This is a genomic window from Halobacillus litoralis (genome assembly GCF_020524025.1).
GTDB classification, from domain to species: Bacteria; Bacillota; Bacilli; order Bacillales; family Halobacillaceae; genus Halobacillus; species Halobacillus litoralis_D.
This window is the reverse complement of sequence record NZ_JAIVKN010000003.1, coordinates 1-18,405: the sequence shown is the minus strand read 5'-3', so window position 1 is coordinate 18,405 and position 18,405 is coordinate 1. Positions and strand designations below refer to the sequence as shown.

Below are 18,405 nucleotides of genomic sequence, written 5' to 3'. Positions count from 1 at the left end.
TTTTTCTTCTGTGTCAAGAAGGGGAAAGGTTAATGAGCAGGTATTACACAGAATCGGACACACCAAACATCATTTTCTATAGGGTTCCTAAAGTGCTTATTCTTTCAGAACGCTATAAGAAGATGAAACCTAATGCTTTAAAGCTTTATATCGTATTGCTTGATCGGTTGCAGCTCTCAATGCAAAATCATTGGATCGACGAAAATGGATATTATGTCAGGATGAGTAAAGAACATGGTAGTGATTTACTAAATATATCCGAGCCAACTTTCATAACTTCCAAAAAAGAATTACATAAGTTAGGGTTGATAGAAGAAAAACGAGTTGGGCTTAATAAAGCGAACTTAATTTATGTTTTGAAAGTTGATTACAGTGATGAAGATTTATACAAAATTAAAAAAGTAGACGCTGAAATGCTTGAGGGAGAACGGAAGTTAAAAAATTTAACTTTTGTACAAATGAAAATTCAAAATAAAAGATTAGAAAATCGGCTGTGTAAGATGTATAAAAGTTAGTATATAATTAAATGTATAAAACATATTAGACTTTTAGACAGAGGTGCTTTAATTGGCTTTAATAGGATATGCTAGAGTTTCAACAGTTGGACAGTCACTTGAAACCCAGATTGAATTACTAAAGGAATATGGTTGTACAAAAGTATTTGAGGAAAAAGTGTCGGGTGCAAAAGGCAATCGAAAAGCTCTTCATGAAGTGTTAGATTATTTACGAGAAGGTGACAAACTAATTGTTACCAAAATAGATCGACTTGCTCGGTCAGTAAAAGACTTGCATAACATTGCTAGTCAGGTAGAGGAGAAAGGCATTGGTCTTGTTTTCTTAAAGGAACAAATAGATTTCTCCACTCCATCAGGAAAATTAATGTTCACTATGCTTGGAGCAATTGGCGAGTTTGAAAGAGACTTAATTAATGAAAGAACAGCTGAAGGAAGAGAGAGGGCAAAAAAGCAAGGTAAGCATATGGGAAGACCGGGTCAGCCGAAAAAAAATATTGAACGAGCATTGGAACTTTTTGCTAATCGAGAAGAAAATAGAATTAGTGTTAATGATATTGTAAAGATGACCGGTGTACCTCGAAGTACCATATATGCAAATGTTAAGTAGTATAAGAAAAATCTAAATTTGATTTTGTATTTAAAAGTGAAAGAATTTACTATTGTTATAGTATTTTATAAACTCATATTTTTAATAAAGTTACCATGGCACCTTAACGGTGTCATTTTTACTTTATTTAACAAAATTGTTAATTGTAGTTCAACTGATGGGACATGGTGTGTGAATGAACCTCCCTCGTTTATTAATGTTATAGAAAGTTTTTTTTCTAAAAAGATAGGCGATACCTAATATGGGTACTTTTCATCTAAAATTATTAATAATTTCGCGAGTGTAAATGGATAAAATTTCAAGAATTTCTCCTGAAATAATGTTTCTAGTGTGGTAAAATAACAGAAGATATTTTTCTGGAGACGCTTCTCCAGAAATTAAGGGGAGATAATTAGTGGGTTTTGGACAACATCAAAGTTTTTATTTAAGGATATATTGGTTAAGAAAAGCATTACAACAAATCAAAAAAGATAACAGGTTTTTTTATAATAAAGATGCTTCTGAGTTAATCGGCTTAGGGACAAATATGGTAAATTCACTTAAACATTGGGTAGTTGCAACCGGTATTTGTGAAACAGATAAACGGAATGAAGATAACAAGGTAGTGCATAAGATTTCAGCATTTGGAGAGATTTTTGATAAGTATGACCCTTATATTGAGTTAAATGATACAGCTAGCATTATTCATTATAACTTAGTATGCAAAGAGGAACCTTGTACAACATGGTATTGGCTCTTCAATGAGTATGATAAGAAATCCTTTGAAAAAGAAGAGGCTTTAAATGATCTTATAACATGGATTAACAAAAACTATGAATCTAAGAACTCTACTAATACTTTGGAGCGAGATATTGAATGTTTAACTAAACAATATGTATCCAAAAACAAATCAGAAGATCCTGAAGAAGTTATTCAGAGTCCACTTGCCTTATTAAAGTTACTAGAAGAAAAGGAAGGTAGAGTTTTTAAAACCTCACCAAAATACGAAGAAGTAGGGTTGATTGCGCTTATGTATGTTTTAATGCAATACGGTCAGTCTGAAATTTCTATAGATGAAATAGAAAATAACAAGGGGTTATGGGGGAGGGTGTTTAACCTTCAAAGAAGTGAAATCGTAAAAGCGATTGAAGAACTTTCCTCTGTATCTAAATATCCCCTTGATTTTGACAGAACAAATAGATTGGATATAGTGAGAATAACTTTAGTAGAGCCTATTGAGTTTTTAGAAGAAGAATATATTAGAAAAGAAAGGGTACTACGATGATCACTTCAAAAAGTAAATTCAAATCAAGTGTAAATATTAAACTTGATTTAGGCAGTGAATGGATACAAGAGAGATATATCCCTACCCCAACACATCTAGAGAGTTTGTCGGGTGTTTTACAAGGTTTTTTTACAGGGGGGCATAAATCCCATATTTTAGTAGGTTCTTATGGTTCGGGAAAATCAATGATAGGAGCTTTAATCGCTAATATTGCTTCTAAAAATGTGAATACAGATATTTTAGATCAACTTATAGAAAAGTTTGACAAGGTAAATACAGATGAAAGTACAATAATTGAACTTCTTAATAAAATGAAAGAAACGAATAAGGTTTATTTACCTGTAGTTATTAATGGTAAACAGGGGAGATTACGAGAAGTAGTTATCTCATCTATACACAATACATTAAAAAAGTTCAATCTTGATTTTACTATTCCTTCTTTTGTGGGGGAGATTAATTCAATAATTAAACTATGGGAAGATAACTTTTTTGAAACGTATAAGCAATTTAATGACATGCTAGAAAAAGAGAATTGGAATATTAAAAGATTTATTAAAGATATAGAAGCATATGATGTTAATGCTATTGAATGGTTCCAAAAGAGTTATCCTATGTTAACTGCGGGTGCAGAATTATCACTATCATATGACCATGATATTACAGATGATCTGTCTTATATCTTAAGTGAACTTGACAAAAAAGGGTTCGGTATTTTCTTAGTATATGATGAATTTGGTAGATTCTTGCAAAGTATTGATAAATATGAAACTGTTGAAGCTATGCAGGATATTCAGGATATTGCTGAAATAGCTGATCATCATGAAAGTGAAAACTTTAATGTATTATTAATTACGCATAGAAATCTAAAGCAATACTTTCTTAGTTATGGAGAGGAATTACAAAACGAATTCAATAGAATACAAGGTCGTTTTAGAATGTACAATACTCACAGTGATCCAGCGACATTTATTCGTCTTGCTAGCGAAGTTACGTCTGAGTATAGAGCTAATAATACTGAGGAATATAAATTTGAAAGTGAAATAATAAAGTATGATTTATTTCCAGAGCTAAATGGTAGAGAGAAAAAATCTATTCTTGTAGAGAAGTCCTTTCCTATACATCCTGCAACACTGTTTGCACTACCACGGTTAGCTAATGCAGTAGCACAAAATGAAAGAACATTATTTACCTTCCTTGAAAGTAATGAAGAAGGTGGATTGAAGAAATATTTTGAAGACCATAATACATGGTACTACATTGACAGTCTCTTTAAATATTTTGAACCAGCTATAAGAGAGTTTTCGAATGATTCGCTTATTGGTAAATCTTATCTTAGATATTTAAAAGTTCACAAGAAAGTTAATCGATCAGAGACATCAAAGCTTGAACTACAACTATTAAGATTACTAACACTTTGGGATATCGCAAACTTGAATAGTAGACAAAAACTTTCGAAGGATTTTATTGCCTTTTCTTTAGGATGGAGTATACAAACAGTTAATGAAATAATAAATATCCTAGAGAGTAAAAAACTAATAAGATATAGATTGTTTGATAGTAACTGGGAGATATTTGAAGGTAGTAGCGTTGATGTAAATAAAAAAATTGATGAAAAACTTAAAGTAGGTTTCAAAAAGTTAAGAAGGTTAGAATTATTAAATGATATATTAGAAAATAAATTTGCCTACCCTAAGAGATATAATGATGAAAGAAACATGATAAGATTTGCAACAATTCATCCTGTTTATGCTAGTAATCTATCATTAGAATATGCCTCTAAACATTTAGATGGTGATATGGCAATCTTATATATACTCCTAGATGAAGAAGTGAAAGTGGTTAAAGAAAAGATACTAAATATGAGTAAAGAAAATCAAAGGCTTATATATGCATTACCTAAGAAAAGTCTCGGAGATATAGATGGTAATTTATCAAAGCTTGCTGCTATTGAGCAGTTGTTAGAAGATAAGTATTTCTTAAATGAGGATTCCATTGTAGAAGAAGAATTGTTGAAGATTAAAGAAAACCTCACATTTGTAACAAGAGAACTCCTAGAACCAATAGTTGAGTTCAAAAATTCCTATTGGATACATGATGGTGAAGATTTGAAGATTAAAAGTAAAATCTCTTTAAGTGAAAACTTATCGGTTATTATGGGTGGAATATACAACCAAACACCAGTTATTAATAATGAGTCCTTTAATCGTAGGAAAATTTCGAAACAACAATTAAATGCGGCTAAAGAAGTTGTAGATTCTATAATTAATAAAAAAGATATGAATTTTAAAGGAGCAGCTAAATTAATATATGCTTCAATTGTTAAGAATAATAAGATTAATGAACAGGAAGAAAGTGTAGAAATTAAAGAGTTAAGGAAAGCTTTGAAAAAAATTATCAAGACAGGTCAAGGGGATTTCTTAGACCTTATTAATATATTCAAGGAAAAACCATTTGGAATAAGAGAACCAAATATCCCTGTTTTGCTGACAGCTATTCTAAAAAATGATTGGAAATACATTATGTTCTATCATAAAGATGGGTCATACATTAATGATTTAGATGGCGATATTTTATATGACAGAATGTTGGACATGCCTGAAAATTATACTTTTTCTTATCAGGTTGTTGAGAATAAATATAAAGAGATTATCGACATTATCGACATCTGTTTTGGAATATTTAAAGATGAATATGATTCTTCTTATCATCCCTCGGTTCGTATAAATAGAATGTTATTAAAATGGTTTAGAGGGTTACCTAAAATTACTCAAAAAACAAACAAATTATCCAATGAGGCAGTTATGTTCAAACAATTAATTAAGAAAGGTGAGTTTGAACCAGATGTGGCCTTGAAAGGAATTTTTGAATTAAACCCAGATATAGAGCTTATTCAGAATATAAAAGAGGAATGTGAACAATATTCTGACAGACATATGGAATTAATAGAAAACACTATATTTGATTTAACAAATACTAGTTCATATGAAGAATTATTATCATATGTTCAAAAACAAAATGAAATTATTAAAGTTGATAACAAGTTTTTTAAAGTAGTTTCTCAATCTAATAAGGATAACTGGATAGATAATCTAGCAAGAGAATTAGTTGGCGTTTACAGATTAGACTGGTCGGATGCTACAGATGAAGTTTTTTCAAAAACTATAAAGTCTTCAGTTGAGCTTGTAGAATCTTCACATTTAGAAGAAGAGTACTATCAAATTAAAGCTGAAGATAGGACGATGGCAATACCTAAAACTGAACTTTCCTCAAAGGGTATGGTCATTTATTCAAATGTTAAAACAGATTTAGAATTAATGGCTAGGAAGTTACCAAAAGAAGAAATTAAGGCATTATTATATAAATTGTTGGTGGACTATTATGATGAAAACAAATAAAAGGGTGATTTGATGTACGGAAGAAAGCCTAAATATATAGCCATGTTTAGTGGAGGTGCAGCAAGTGCTTATGTTGCATACTTAATGGTTCAAAAACACGGAAAAGAAAACTCAGTATTACTTTTTACAGATACTTTATGGGAACATAAGGATAACAAGAGGTTTATGATAGAGGTAGCAGAAGAAATTGGAATTGAACGCAAAACTTTAATAGATGGTAGAACTCCTGATGAAGTTTTTGAAGATACTAAATTTCTCGGGAACTCTAGGTTAGCAAAGTGTTCTTCTCAACTAAAAGTTCGTCAAACAGTGATATACCTTGAAGAGTTAAGAGATAGTGGTTATGAACCTATATTATACTTTGGGATTGGTAAACATGAGAAGCGAAGAAGAGAAGGTATAGAAAATCTATATAATCATAATTTATTACCTCGAGATGGAGAAGAACAGCAAGTGAAAACTGTATTTCCTCTTTATGAAAGTAATATACCGGATAAAGAGATAAAAAGGATTATTACTCAAGATTGGGGAATAGAGCTTCCGGAAATGTACCACCTAGGATTCTCTCATGCAAATTGTGGTGGACGTTGTGTACGTGGTGGATTTAACCATTATCAGCATTTATATGAAACATGGCCACAAGTATATATTGAGCAAGAGGAAATGGAAAATCGTTTAAGAGAGCAGTTAGGTGATGTAAGTATACTTAAAAGGAACGGTAAGCCATTTACATTAACTGATTATAGAAGAGAATTAGATCTTGATTCTGAAGTTGCAAAGAAGCTTAATGAAGAAACTGATGTTCCTTGTATTTGTCATTATGCTTAAATAAAATGTATTGAAAACGAGTATTATTCAAAAAAATGAATAATACTCGTTTTTTTATTTGTCATGTTTAATAGATTAAGATTTTTCTGTATAATTAGCATTAGGAAAAAAATGTAACGGAAATTGAATTTAATGGGAGTTGGATAACGATGAGTTCAGTTAGATCCGATTGGATTAATTTTCTTAGACAGTATGGTCCTATTCCAAGGAACGACAATATGTATGATGAAACCATCCAAAGGGTTATTAAAAAGAAGAAAATAAAACCAATAAAGGTGGATATGGAATACTTAGAGGAATTAGTAGCAAATTTTCTTTCAGAAGGTCCAGATTCTATTATTTTAACGGGGACAGCTGGTGATGGAAAGACATACTATTGTAGAGAAGTTTGGAAAAAGCTCGGAGGTTCCGAGTTAGAATGGGATGAAAATAATAAGATAAAAGAATTATATGTGAATGATTATAAAGTTATGTTTATAAAAGATTTAAGTGAATTATTGGAAGAAGAAAGACAGTTATTATCGATAATGGCAGATTCAATAATGGGAATAAACACTAAAATAGTTTTTTTAGTTGCTGCAAATGATGGACAGCTACTAGAGACTTGGAAGTTGGTTAATCAAACAGATAATGTAATAAGTGCAAAGAAATGTATTGAAGATTTACTAGTAGAAGGTAAAAAAATACAATATGGTTATAAATTAAAACTATATAACCTAAGTAAAACAAATTCAGCAGACCTTCTTCCTAAGATAATACAGGAAGTGTTAAGTAATCCAGGCTGGGATCAGTGTCAAACATGTGTCCATAATACTTCGGATGAAAATGCATGTCCAATACTGGAGAATAAGCGAAGGCTAGAAGATAATGATAGTTTAATTACTAATAGGTTAGTTGATTTATTAACATTATGTGAAATAAATGAGATTCATATGCCAATAAGACAATTATTACTATTAGTAGCTAATATGTTATTAGGACACCCTGATGTGAAGGATAAATTATTAAAGTGTAGTGACATTGCTAAACTAAATAATAATACAACGTATTTAGGGAGTATTTATAGAAATATATTTGGGGAAAACCTTTCTGAAAGGAAAAGAAGTACAATAGACATTTTTGTCACTTTAAATAAATTTGGTATTGGATCAGAGACTAATACCTTAGTTGATAATATCTTAATTTTTGGCGAAGACGATAATGAATACAATGATTTATATGAAGAGTTAATTCTAGCTGATAAATACTACGGTGCTGATAAGGTATTCCTTTCTGAAAGAAAGGCTTATTTGGAAGGAGATATAGGAGATACTGAAAAGTTCCTAGAGATGTTAAAATCCCAAAGGCAGAGGTTATTTTTTGTGATTCCAGAAGCTCTTGAAGATAGGTTGAAGTTATGGAATCTGACTACTTTTCAAAACGCCGGCGAGTTTCTTAATAATGTTTATAGGGTGTTAAAGGAGAATAAAAGAGTAAAGCCACATTATGTTACAAGGGTAGTAAAAGGATTAAATAGGATTACTACTGGCTTATTAGTTCAAAATAATGACCAACTTATATTATCAACTTCTGGTAACCATTCTCAAGCTAAAATTAGTAGAGTTTTAGAAGGATTTGTTTCGGTAACACCAGATCGAGGGGAATATATAAAACTTGAATTAGGAGAAGATAATCATAAGATATTTTTATCCGTGAGTTTTTCTAATAATTTGTCCCCTGTCAAACTTAACTTGCAATTAGTTAGGTATGAATTCCTTTCGAGAGTGGCAGAGGGAGCGCTACCAGGAAGTTTTTCAAGAGAATGTTATGAAGATATACTTGCATTTAAAAGTAAGTTGTTAAAGAAACTTGAAGATAGAAGAAAGGCAGAGAACCCAGTGGATGACTCTCATGTCTCTTTAAAACTTTTAAAAGTAAATGATAAAGGAATAGTTGAACCTAAAACTTTGGAGGTGTTCTGATGCTAAAAACTCTTCCTAGAACATCTAATAATATTAAATCAGACTTTTGGATTGATGAAGCAATCTGGGGCCATAGGTTATATGATGAGCAGACACCGTGGTTATGTTTTATGGAGTTTATAGGTGTATTAAATTCGCAATATGAAAAAGGTCGGCCTTTTATAGAAGAGCAATTCAATACATTAAATTATAATCCCTATTCAAGAATATATTTAAGAAACCTACTATTTAATAATCCGTATATTGAAGTAGTAAATAGAGATTATGAAGCACATAATGATGGTCAAAAAGCTTGGGATGAATGGATGAAATTAGCTGAACAAAATTTTGCTGGTGTAGATTATCCGAATTTAAGTTACTTACAAGACAATTTTAATAGTTTTGGTGACTTTTATGAAACGATTAAATTCCTTCAAACCAATACAATTGAAGGAGAGAACAATAAGAGATGGAGCTCACAATTTATCTTCCCTTATGGAAAAGAGTGCTTATATGAGGATTTGAGAATTAACGGAAATAGGGTACAAAACGATAGAAGGTTTTTTGGAAGAACTGGTGAGATATTATATTTAATGCTGTCGCGTTCAAAAAAGGGAAATGAAATTCTCGAATATTTAGAATCTAGTATTTTGAATTCTAATTCAATTTACAATAGATTGGCTCAGTTACTACAGCCTAATTATGGTCATGAAGAGTCAACAAAAGATTCAAAAGGTTCTTATTTACCATATGAATATCTCTCTGAATATACTGATATGGCCAACGATTGGGTCAATATTTTCCGATGTAAAATACCTGCATATGATGCGATCCCACATATTGTTAGCATAACTGGATTGCATATGATTTTATATTTTTTAAACAGATCGAGGGATGTATTGGCTCTCGAGCCTAAAACAGAATTTGTTTTAGAAATTCTAGCACCTAAAAAAACAATCATTAGGGATTTAGCATCAGACTCATATATAGATAATAATAATCTTTCGAGACAAGCGTTAGAGAAGTATGTAAGAAGTATATTAAACGAAGATAGATGGAAAGAGCTTTATGATAAGCCTGACCCTTTTTATGAAGCACAAAAATTATTAAATGATTATTTCTTATGGTCATCTACTGATGAGGATATTAGTTCAGAAAATCCAGATGCCCTTGTAGAAGAATTAGTAGATAGGGCAATCTCAAGGCACAAACAACATGTAAATAATTTTCATAGAGTTTGGGGAAAAGAGATTGGGTTATCGTCTAGTAGAAATAGTCAAAGAATCAGGTACGCTCCTACTGATAATCTTTTAAAGACGCTTGTTCTAACAAATGTGCCTGATAGAATGGAATTTAGAGACTTCTTAGATACACTTTATCAAAAATATGGATTTATTATTGGGGAAAAACAAGCAGTAGAATTAATAAATTTAGGTCAAGCTGATCAAGAAGCTTTTTCAGAAAACGCTCTTCGATTAGAGCAGAGATTAGCAAGCATGGGGTTATTAAGAAGATTATCAGATGCCTGCGCGTATGTTGAAAATCCTTTTGCTAAGGATGGTGTATAATGAATCAATTAAATTTAATAGGAAAAGTAGCAGTAGAATTTTTGAAAAGAAATATTGGTTCCGATAATTCTGAGGGTGTAGCAAGATTTTTGCTTGATAGACTTTCTGGTTCACAAGTATCTGTTATATGTAAAGAAATCCTTGCAGACGAGTATTTAAAAGAGATAGTTGATATAAAGATACCTGTTGAATTAGCAGTTGGGAATGATTTGCCTGAAAATATAATAACAAATGAGCGAACGACAAGGTTACGTCATAGTGTAACTGAAAAGCCTGTCTTACTTTTAGCTAATAACAATGATGACCAGGGTCCCTCATTAAGAAATATTTTTACAATAGGAGCCAATGATCTAAAAGCTAATACAAATTTATGGATTAAAGTTATTACAAGTGACCTTACATATATTAACGGAAGTGAAAGGTTAATGAATATATGGGAAAAGGCATTAATTGGGCTATTAAGTGTTACTGATTGTAGTTTAGAAATGTTTAGTAGATATATTGTATTAACAAGAGATAAAATAATAAATGATGGTGCTACACTAATTGATGCTTTAGGGTGGGCGTTACCTGCACTAAAAATCCCGAGAGATTCAGGGTATTTTTATGCAATTCCCGAAAATAGACAAACATATAAAAATAACTGGGCAAAGTCATTTAAAGAATTAAAGATAAAAAGAAGTTATTACTTATTTAAATTAACTCCTACTCGAGAAGTTATTGAAAATGAGCAATTAAACAACTCATTCGATGAAGTAAAGGAATATATCCCTGAGCATATCCATTCAGATATTCAAAGTTTTATTAACTCCAAGCCAGGATGGACAAGTGAATCAGATATTCTAGCTAATTATGAATGGGAAAGTGATCATATTGGTTCCTTTTTTTCAGGCATTAAGGTATCTAAAAAAAGTAGTTTATCGGAAGAAACAAGGGAATTTTTAGAAGATGAATTCTCTGATCTTTTAACTGAAGAAGATGAAGACTACCTTGAACTGTTAGAAAAAAGGAAGGCTAAAGAGCCCAATGATGATGACATTTCTTTTTATGAGAAACATAGATATCAAATTGAAAATAATAAAAAGTTAAAGGCAAAATGGGATAAATTTATATACGGTAAGCCTATTGAGTGTACAGATTTCTTGGTTGGCTTTTTACAAGCAATAGAAAGATTATTTGCTCAATCAGAGTCTACAAGAGGTAAAAAAATTATTAAAGTTAAAACTCAGAAAAGCGATAGAAGAAGTTCATGGTTGAGTTTAAATACTGATCTTGGATTATACTTTTGTACTAGATATAAAGGATTGGAAATGATAACTAGTCCCTTAATAGAATGGGATACAAGTTGGCTTTTCAAATATGACGAACTTATAGAAGATGAAAGAAAAAGACATCAGGGGAAAGGGAAAAAGTCATATAAAAAGAACACGTCAGTTGCCAAAACCTCAAGACAAATTAAATTCTATATTGAATTATTTTATGAGGATGAACATGGAATTGAACAAGACTGTAAAGTTCAATTGTTATGGGAAGGAACTACTAATGCTATTGGTTCTGAGTTATTTAATGACTTAAACAGATTAAGCGAAAATCCATTCCAAAAGTCAAATGTTTCTAAAAATCCTATAAGTAAAAAAGGGAAACTTCAGGGGATATCATTAAATGACGTGTATACTTTTCAAGCAGTATACAGACAAAATAGAGGGTCTCTAGTTGGGGTTTACGAAAAAGAAAAAGATATTAATTTACAGTTTATACAAGAACTCAAAAATGCTAGAGCTGAAAATAGAATTGACGAAAATGGTTACACACAAATATTAAATTCTTGGAATTCATTTTCACAAGAATATAAAAAAGCATTGAAGCTTTGGGTTGATGAAGGTCTAATATCGGCCACACATGTAAATCAATCTAAATTATTTGGGGAACTACTAAATAATTTGTCTAAATATGCTAAAGGTGATGTTAACAGGATAAAGCTGTGGTATCCAATTATAAAGATAGGTGTTATTGAAATAAATGATACTAAACCCCTAGCGGTTATCCCACCGTGGAATCCGTTTAGAATGGCTGCATTGGCAGTTAAAATGCAGCAAACTAATGAAATTATAAAATACCTATTACTAACAGAAGACTTTGATTTTGGTGACGCGAAACTTTACTTTAACGAACTAGTTCAAGATATAGAGCATCCTTATTATCCAGAAGTTTGCTTAGGTTTTAATGGAGATGATGTTCCGGAGGTTCTTAGTATTACCGATACTCTATATGACTATAGTCTTATGGAAATGCCAATAGCAAAAATGGGAGATCAAGAGACCAATGAAGATCCAAAGGAAGCAAGCGACAAACTCACTGACTTATTAGGACGTTATCTTGAATTACAACCTCATGAAGGGGCTAATCTTGGTGTAGTGCTTTACAATTCTGACTCCACTAGACTACCTCAAGCTATAGTTGACTCAGTTTCAAAGCTTAATAGCAAAGACGACAACATTAGGTGTCAAGTGGTTTTAAGACATAGAGATACTAATAAGCTTAATCAAATATATTCTAAAATGGTTGAAGGTGCTGACTCAGACCCTGATATGTTTGTACCAAGCGAAGTTACTAATGATTTTATGGCAAAGTTACGAATCGGTGTAATGGCACATCAATCTTCTGTTTCTGAAAGAGAAGAGGGAAAACCATTTGATTTAGTATATTTACAAGATGTTATTTCGAGACAGTCAAACTTTGATTGGATTAAGGTCCGTACAACTCATACACCAGATAATATGGATTTGTACCCTGCGAGGTGGTCACGTCGGCGTCCATCGGCAAAAGACGAATTAAAATCAACGACATATTTAGTTTGCCCTAGTCAGACTGCTGAGGGATGGGAATACTTAAAGTTTGTTAAAAGCATACATCGTAGTGCTGACGAAGAAGAAGGAGTATATTTTTTACCTTCAAGGCAAATTAATTTTCAAAGTAATGAAACCAAAAATATTTTTGAGGAATCCCATAAACTTGGAGAATGGGTGGCAAATTACGATGAACTTCTTGATAGGAGATTATTAAAAAGCCAAGGGGTAAATATTATCAAATACCAACACAATAAAACTAATGGTGCTAACCTTGTGGTTTCAACTACTACTTCTCTTAAACTTTTAAAAATTATTTTAAAGCGAAAGTTTAAGGCATTAAATTTAAGTATTTCTGACGACGATATTGATAAATTAACTGATTATTTCATTGAAGAGGCAAATCAATTATCAGGAGATATTGTGTTAAGAGCTGCCAAAATTGGTAGATATGCCAGTGAATTAATAGGAGTGGTTTTAAGTAAGTTAATTATTAAAGAAGAAGTTGACAAAGATGCTAGTATAGGTTGGTATTTCCTTGATGATTATGCAAGTTGGCTAGGGAAAAAAGAAGAACAAATAGCTGATATTTTAGCTTTAAGCCCCTTTGAAGAGGATGGAAAGTATTACTTGAAAATAATTGTTTCAGAAGCTAAATTTGTGGATATAAAAAATGTATCTAATTCAAAAAAGACATCAAAGAAACAGTTAATTGATACAGTATCAAGAATAAACAATGCATTATTTGGTGAACCAAAGAGGTTAGACCAAAGCCTGTGGCTTTCAAAGATTAGCGATTTGCTAGTTGAGGGAACACTTTATATGCAAAACTCTTCTGCTTCCATAGAGGAGTGGAGGGATCTAATAAGAACTGGACAAGTGGAAATAGAAATAAAGGGCTACTCACATGTTTTTGTACCAACAGCTATTGATAGTTCAGATACTTTAGAGAGTGAACAAGTTAAAATTAATGCAGTAGGTAATAGCTACCAAGAAATTTATTCAAGAGACTCTGTAAGAGAACTTATTTTGGCAACATTAGGTGAGGAACCTTTATATACTGTTAGGTCAAAATTTGCAACTGTAGTCACGTGGAAGAAATTCACTCCTTCTTTACCTAATGAAAAAACAGAAATTAATCAGGGAAACCAAGATCAAAAACCAGGTGAGGTATTAGATAAGGGGAATCAAAATAATTCTAATAATAAAAACGACTTCAACGAAGAGTCAGAACAATTATCATTTGCAGATAAAACTGATCGCAGTACAGCAAAAGAAGAGCCAGTAGATGATGGAAGGCGAGATGAACAAAATAGTATTCTCAGTAATGGAGAAGTACAAGTTGAGTATGATAATCATAAACTCAGTGATTGGATTATTAATAATATTAATGAAGAAAATCAGAATGAGAGCGATAAAGAATGGTTAGCCAAAGTCGTTAACTCTTTAAAAGCTGCTTTAGCTACATATAATTTGCAAGGTAAAGTTCTAGAAACAAGGCTTACCCCGAATGCAGCTATCATAAGATTAAAAGGCTCCGATCGTTTAAGAGTAGAAGATATTGAAAAGAAAAAATCACAGCTATTAACGACACATGCTTTAAATATAATAAATGTACTTCCACAACCAGGAGAAATTGTGGTATTCGTTGAAAGGCCTGAAAGAGAGACTATTTCACTAGCGAATGTATGGAATGCAAGGAAATTAAAGAATGATATTAAAGACACAAATTTAAATTTTGTTATTGGAGTTAAAGAAGTAGATGGTGAGTTACTGTATTTAAATCTAGGTGGACCATTTGCAGGGCTTGAACAGCACGCTCCCCATACATTAATTGCAGGAGAGACGGGAAGCGGAAAATCTGTATTAATCCAGACTTTAATACTTGATATTTGTGCAACAAACTCAACAGATACAGCAAAGATTTATTTAATCGATCCAAAGTATGGAGTAGATTATCAAAACTTAGAAGAACTTCCGCACTTAGCTGAGGGTATAGTAATTGATCGGTCAAGGGCAGCTGAAATTCTTGAAGAACTAGTTGAAGAGATGGAATCAAGATATTTGAGATTTAGGGAGTATAAAGTTCCAAATCTGAAAGAATATAATGAAAAGGTTCCAGAAGATAAGAAAATGCCATTCATTTACCTTATTCATGATGAATTTGCTGACTGGATGCTAATTGATGAATATAAAAGTACAGTATCTTCAACTGTTCAACGTCTAGGAGTAAAGGCAAGAGCAGCTGGAATACACCTAATTTTTGCAGCACAAAGACCCGATAAAGAGGCATTACCGATGCAGTTAAGAGATAACTTAGGAAACAGACTTATTTTAAAAGTTGGAAGTACAGGTACATCTGAAATCGCATTAGGGGAAAAAGGTGCTGAAAACTTACTAGGTAGAGGACATCTTGTTGCTAGGCTATCTGGGGAACCAAGTTTAATATTTGCACAAGTACCTTTTATTTCAAGTAGTGAGATATATAAAGTTAGTCAAATTATTAAGAAAAACAACTAATGAAAAGAAGATGGTATGTAGTGAAGTTAGCTTCCTAATTACCATCTTCTTTATTCGGTTCAGCTAATTGCTTAATTTTCACATTATAATCTTCGGTACCAGTCATTTTACTTTGTTTATATAGTTTTAATAACATCATTTTTAATTGATGCTCTGAGTATAAGCCATCAAAATAGTCGATATATAATGATTCTAAGTTTTGTTTGACTTCTTCCAATTCCATTTAATTTTATCCGTCTCCTCGTGAATAATCTTAATTATCTAGATTCCTTGCTATGTTAAAGTTACTTCCATAGTCATAAGGTTGAGAATAAAGCACTTTCCCACATTTAATACATTCAACATCACACACAAGCGAATATATATAAGTTTTTCTTCTTTGGAAAGGTTGGAGGGTATTTCTTCTATCTTTTTAACTATATATAAACCACCACAAGAACAAACCATGTATTGCACCTCCATTTATAATCTACTATAAGAGGTTACCTTAATTTTAACAACAAAATATGGACTAAATAACCGTATTTTTAAAACAGAAATTAATTTCCTTTATTTACAATAAATAGTGATCCTAATTGATATAATATACTAATCCATTATTACCACATGATTATTAATTTAATGATTATACCTAATTAAAAAAAGGAAGTGGTTTAGTGCCTATCAAGGATGGCTTTTATTGTTATGGTCATTTTTATGATATGTATAAAGAAGATAGCAAAATAGCAAAGTGTAGAAGTGTTTTAGAGATAATTAGAAAGAACTCAAGTTTAAGCGCGAATGAATTATCTTTAGCTCAACCGAATGCAATAGCTATTATGATGAATCCAGGAAAATCTTATCCAGAGAATAGCCAACCTGAACGTATTAACATTGAAGAATTTAACATTGATTTCTTATCAAAGTCCTTAGTTTTAACAAATCCAGATGATACACAAACAAGAATTATGAAAATCATGAATAACAAAAGGTGGAATCATGTAAGAGTTTTAAACTTATCGGATATACGTGAAGAAGACAGTAAAAAATTAGGTGGCTTGATTAGAGATTTTGAGTTAAGAACCCAATCTAATCTACATAGTATTTTTTCAAATAGCCGATATGATGAAATGATACATGCACTGTCTAATAATCGTATTCCAATATTACTAGCATGGGGTACAGAAGAATGTATAGAAAATCATGCAGAGTTTTGTTTGTCACTCGTTAATTCTAGAAGAACTTTTGGAGTTCCGTCATCTCAGTCTGAATATTATTTTCATCACCCTCTAACTAGAAGAATTTCTTGGTATTCAAGGATGATTGATTTACTTGAGGGTTTATAAAATACATAAACTTTACCAATGAGTTTACAAAAATTAAATTAGTAGCAATTAGTATCCAATGTGTTGGGTATAATTGTTGCTAATTTTTTTGTGTCTTTTACTATAAAGAATACTTTTCGTATATTACTTAATTAAATTTTTAACTGTTTTATTACATTTTGTGTACGCGAACTAATGTTCTGTATAAAATTAAATATGTGAGATTTAAAAACTGATTTCACTATATTTTTAATAAAGATACTATGTTAGGAAAAAAAATGAAAAGACACTATGATATTGCAAATGAAGAATTAGGTATTTATGGCTGGGAGGAAACAAGTCTTCAAAATATCTTAGCTATATTGATTGGCCCAAAAGCTGATGCTTCTATTACTGGTCAACTAGCTAGCTTAGGTATTAACCAACTAAGTGATTTGAGTATTGAAGAATTAAAAAAAATAATGGTGTTGGAGAAATGTCAGCTAAAAGAATTTTATCGGCATTTGGTTTAGCAAGTCACATTAGACGATATAAGAAAGATGAGGGGTATATTGTTAGAAGTCCAGAGGATGCAGCAAAATTCTTTAATGATTTAGAAGGATTACAACAAGAATATTTTGATGCAATCTTTTTAAATACAAAAAATGTTGTGATTAGCAGAAAGAACATCTTTAAAGGCTCTCTAAATGCAAGTATTGTTCATCCTAGAGAAACTTTTAAAGATGCCATAAGATTAAGTGCTGCATCAATTGTAGTAGCACATAACCATCCTTCAGGAAACGCTAATCCAAGTAGAGAGGATATCGAAGTGACTAAGAGGCTTTCTGAAGTTGGCAAAACTGTCGGAATTGAATTACTTGATCACGTGATTATAGGATCCGGAGGGAGTTTTGTTTCTATGAAAGAAAAAGGTTTTGTATAAATTATTCAGTACGAGGATCAGGAATATCACACTCGACAATATTAAAGTAATAATTGTTTTCGGTAACATCAACCTTTAGATAAACAGGGACAATAGGAATACTAGGTGGAACTTGTTCTGATATTGATAGAATTAGATAGATTAATTTGTGTTTTGCTAAAGATTTATGTTGAGATGCACTTTAAGCCTCCATCACAAATAATGTATCTACTCCTTTTCTTTTTGCAACAAACATTGCATCTATTTCAACTTGTCCTTGATTATGTACAAAGTATTCATTATCACTAGAATGAGGTCTTATTCTAAAAGTGAAATTTGCTTTACATGTTGCGGGTGGGAATAAATGCTTTATTTCGTCTAAATTAAGAGCATGACTAATTAAACCACTAAGAAAACCTAAGTTTACTAATGATGTTTCTGTAAGTTGAGGTAGTAGTTTATATGAAAGGAGCTGTGTTTTATCGACAATTGGTACAAAAACTTGTCCTTCATTTTCAAATATATTCTCATCTATAAGAAAAAAATCTTCTAAGTTATTTTGGGCTTTAATTAATGCGAATTGTGTTCCTGTCCCTACTGTAAGCAACGGTGCTAAAATCCCTAATAACAACGGTTTCAAATTCCCCAATAATAACAGATAATCATTTCTATACTAGATAAAGATTTGGAGTGTAGAAGTGATGATCAAGATTGGGG

General features: G+C 31.5%; 13 protein-coding genes. 11 read left to right on the top strand and 2 right to left on the bottom strand.

From position 1 onward, the window contains the following. The first annotated feature begins 32 nt into the window (after positions 1-32). The 8 genes from LC036_RS11680 (at position 33) to LC036_RS11645 (ending at position 15,483) form a co-directional block, all read left to right on the top strand. Positions 33-515 (top strand): replication initiator protein A, encoded by a 483-nt coding sequence (locus tag LC036_RS11680; RefSeq protein WP_226582592.1) that lies wholly within the window; start codon positions 33-35, stop codon positions 513-515. Positions 516-567: 52 nt separating this feature from the next. Next, positions 568-1,122, top strand: a complete 555-nt coding sequence (locus tag LC036_RS11675) for a recombinase family protein (protein ID WP_226582589.1) — start codon at positions 568-570, stop codon at positions 1,120-1,122. Between the two features lie 394 nt (positions 1,123-1,516). Continuing rightward, positions 1,517-2,386: a DUF4007 family protein gene (locus LC036_RS11670; RefSeq protein ID WP_226582586.1), complete on the top strand. Its 870-nt coding sequence runs from the start codon at positions 1,517-1,519 to the stop codon at positions 2,384-2,386. Then, on the top strand, positions 2,383-5,781 hold the full coding sequence (locus LC036_RS11665) for a hypothetical protein (RefSeq protein ID WP_226582584.1): 3,399 nt from the start codon (positions 2,383-2,385) through the stop codon (positions 5,779-5,781). Before LC036_RS11670 ends, LC036_RS11665 begins: the two co-directional genes overlap by 4 nt. 12 nt (positions 5,782-5,793) lie before the next feature. Beyond that, positions 5,794-6,609: a phosphoadenosine phosphosulfate reductase family protein gene (locus tag LC036_RS11660; protein ID WP_226582581.1), complete on the top strand. Its 816-nt coding sequence runs from the start codon at positions 5,794-5,796 to the stop codon at positions 6,607-6,609. A gap of 149 nt (positions 6,610-6,758) precedes the next feature. Continuing rightward, positions 6,759-8,570, top strand: coding sequence for a hypothetical protein (locus tag LC036_RS11655; RefSeq protein ID WP_226582578.1), 1,812 nt, complete (start codon positions 6,759-6,761; stop codon positions 8,568-8,570). After that, positions 8,570-10,117: a hypothetical protein gene (locus tag LC036_RS11650; protein WP_226582576.1), complete on the top strand. Its 1,548-nt coding sequence runs from the start codon at positions 8,570-8,572 to the stop codon at positions 10,115-10,117. Before LC036_RS11655 ends, LC036_RS11650 begins: the two co-directional genes overlap by 1 nt. Further along, on the top strand, positions 10,117-15,483 hold the full coding sequence (locus LC036_RS11645; RefSeq protein ID WP_226582574.1) for an FtsK/SpoIIIE domain-containing protein: 5,367 nt from the start codon (positions 10,117-10,119) through the stop codon (positions 15,481-15,483). The genes LC036_RS11650 and LC036_RS11645 overlap by 1 nt, the downstream gene beginning before the upstream one ends. Positions 15,484-15,517: 34 nt before the next feature. Here LC036_RS11645 and LC036_RS11640 read toward each other — a convergent pair whose 3' ends face one another. Next, positions 15,518-15,706: a hypothetical protein gene (locus LC036_RS11640; RefSeq protein WP_226582572.1), complete on the bottom strand. Its 189-nt coding sequence runs from the start codon at positions 15,704-15,706 to the stop codon at positions 15,518-15,520. Between the two features lie 433 nt (positions 15,707-16,139). Between LC036_RS11640 and LC036_RS11635 the strand changes: the two genes are divergently transcribed. The 3 genes from LC036_RS11635 (at position 16,140) to LC036_RS11625 (ending at position 17,709) form a co-directional block, all read left to right on the top strand. After that, on the top strand, positions 16,140-16,808 hold the full coding sequence (locus tag LC036_RS11635) for a DUF1643 domain-containing protein (protein WP_226582570.1): 669 nt from the start codon (positions 16,140-16,142) through the stop codon (positions 16,806-16,808). Positions 16,809-17,065: 257 nt separating this feature from the next. After that, the gene (locus LC036_RS11630) at positions 17,066-17,299 is read left to right on the top strand and encodes a hypothetical protein (RefSeq protein WP_226582568.1); all 234 of its coding nucleotides are present in this window, start codon (positions 17,066-17,068) and stop codon (positions 17,297-17,299) included. Continuing rightward, positions 17,263-17,709, top strand: coding sequence for a JAB domain-containing protein (locus tag LC036_RS11625; protein ID WP_226582565.1), 447 nt, complete (start codon positions 17,263-17,265; stop codon positions 17,707-17,709). Before LC036_RS11630 ends, LC036_RS11625 begins: the two co-directional genes overlap by 37 nt. A gap of 181 nt (positions 17,710-17,890) precedes the next feature. On the opposite strand, the gene LC036_RS11620 is transcribed toward LC036_RS11625, so the two are convergent. Beyond that, positions 17,891-18,328, bottom strand: coding sequence for a DUF6997 domain-containing protein (locus tag LC036_RS11620; protein WP_226582562.1), 438 nt, complete (start codon positions 18,326-18,328; stop codon positions 17,891-17,893). Positions 18,329-18,405 lie beyond the last annotated feature (77 nt).

Coding starts and splice junctions, on each gene's coding strand:
- LC036_RS11680 (WP_226582592.1), top strand. CDS start 33: ATGAGCAGGTATTACACAGAATCGGACACACCAAACATCATTTTCTAT.
- LC036_RS11665 (WP_226582584.1), top strand. CDS start 2,383: ATGATCACTTCAAAAAGTAAATTCAAATCAAGTGTAAATATTAAACTT.
- LC036_RS11660 (WP_226582581.1), top strand. CDS start 5,794: ATGTACGGAAGAAAGCCTAAATATATAGCCATGTTTAGTGGAGGTGCA.
- LC036_RS11655 (WP_226582578.1), top strand. CDS start 6,759: ATGAGTTCAGTTAGATCCGATTGGATTAATTTTCTTAGACAGTATGGT.
- LC036_RS11650 (WP_226582576.1), top strand. CDS start 8,570: ATGCTAAAAACTCTTCCTAGAACATCTAATAATATTAAATCAGACTTT.
- LC036_RS11645 (WP_226582574.1), top strand. CDS start 10,117: ATGAATCAATTAAATTTAATAGGAAAAGTAGCAGTAGAATTTTTGAAA.
- LC036_RS11640 (WP_226582572.1), bottom strand. CDS start 15,706: ATGGAATTGGAAGAAGTCAAACAAAACTTAGAATCATTATATATCGAC.
- LC036_RS11630 (WP_226582568.1), top strand. CDS start 17,066: ATGAAAAGACACTATGATATTGCAAATGAAGAATTAGGTATTTATGGC.
- LC036_RS11625 (WP_226582565.1), top strand. CDS start 17,263: ATGTCAGCTAAAAGAATTTTATCGGCATTTGGTTTAGCAAGTCACATT.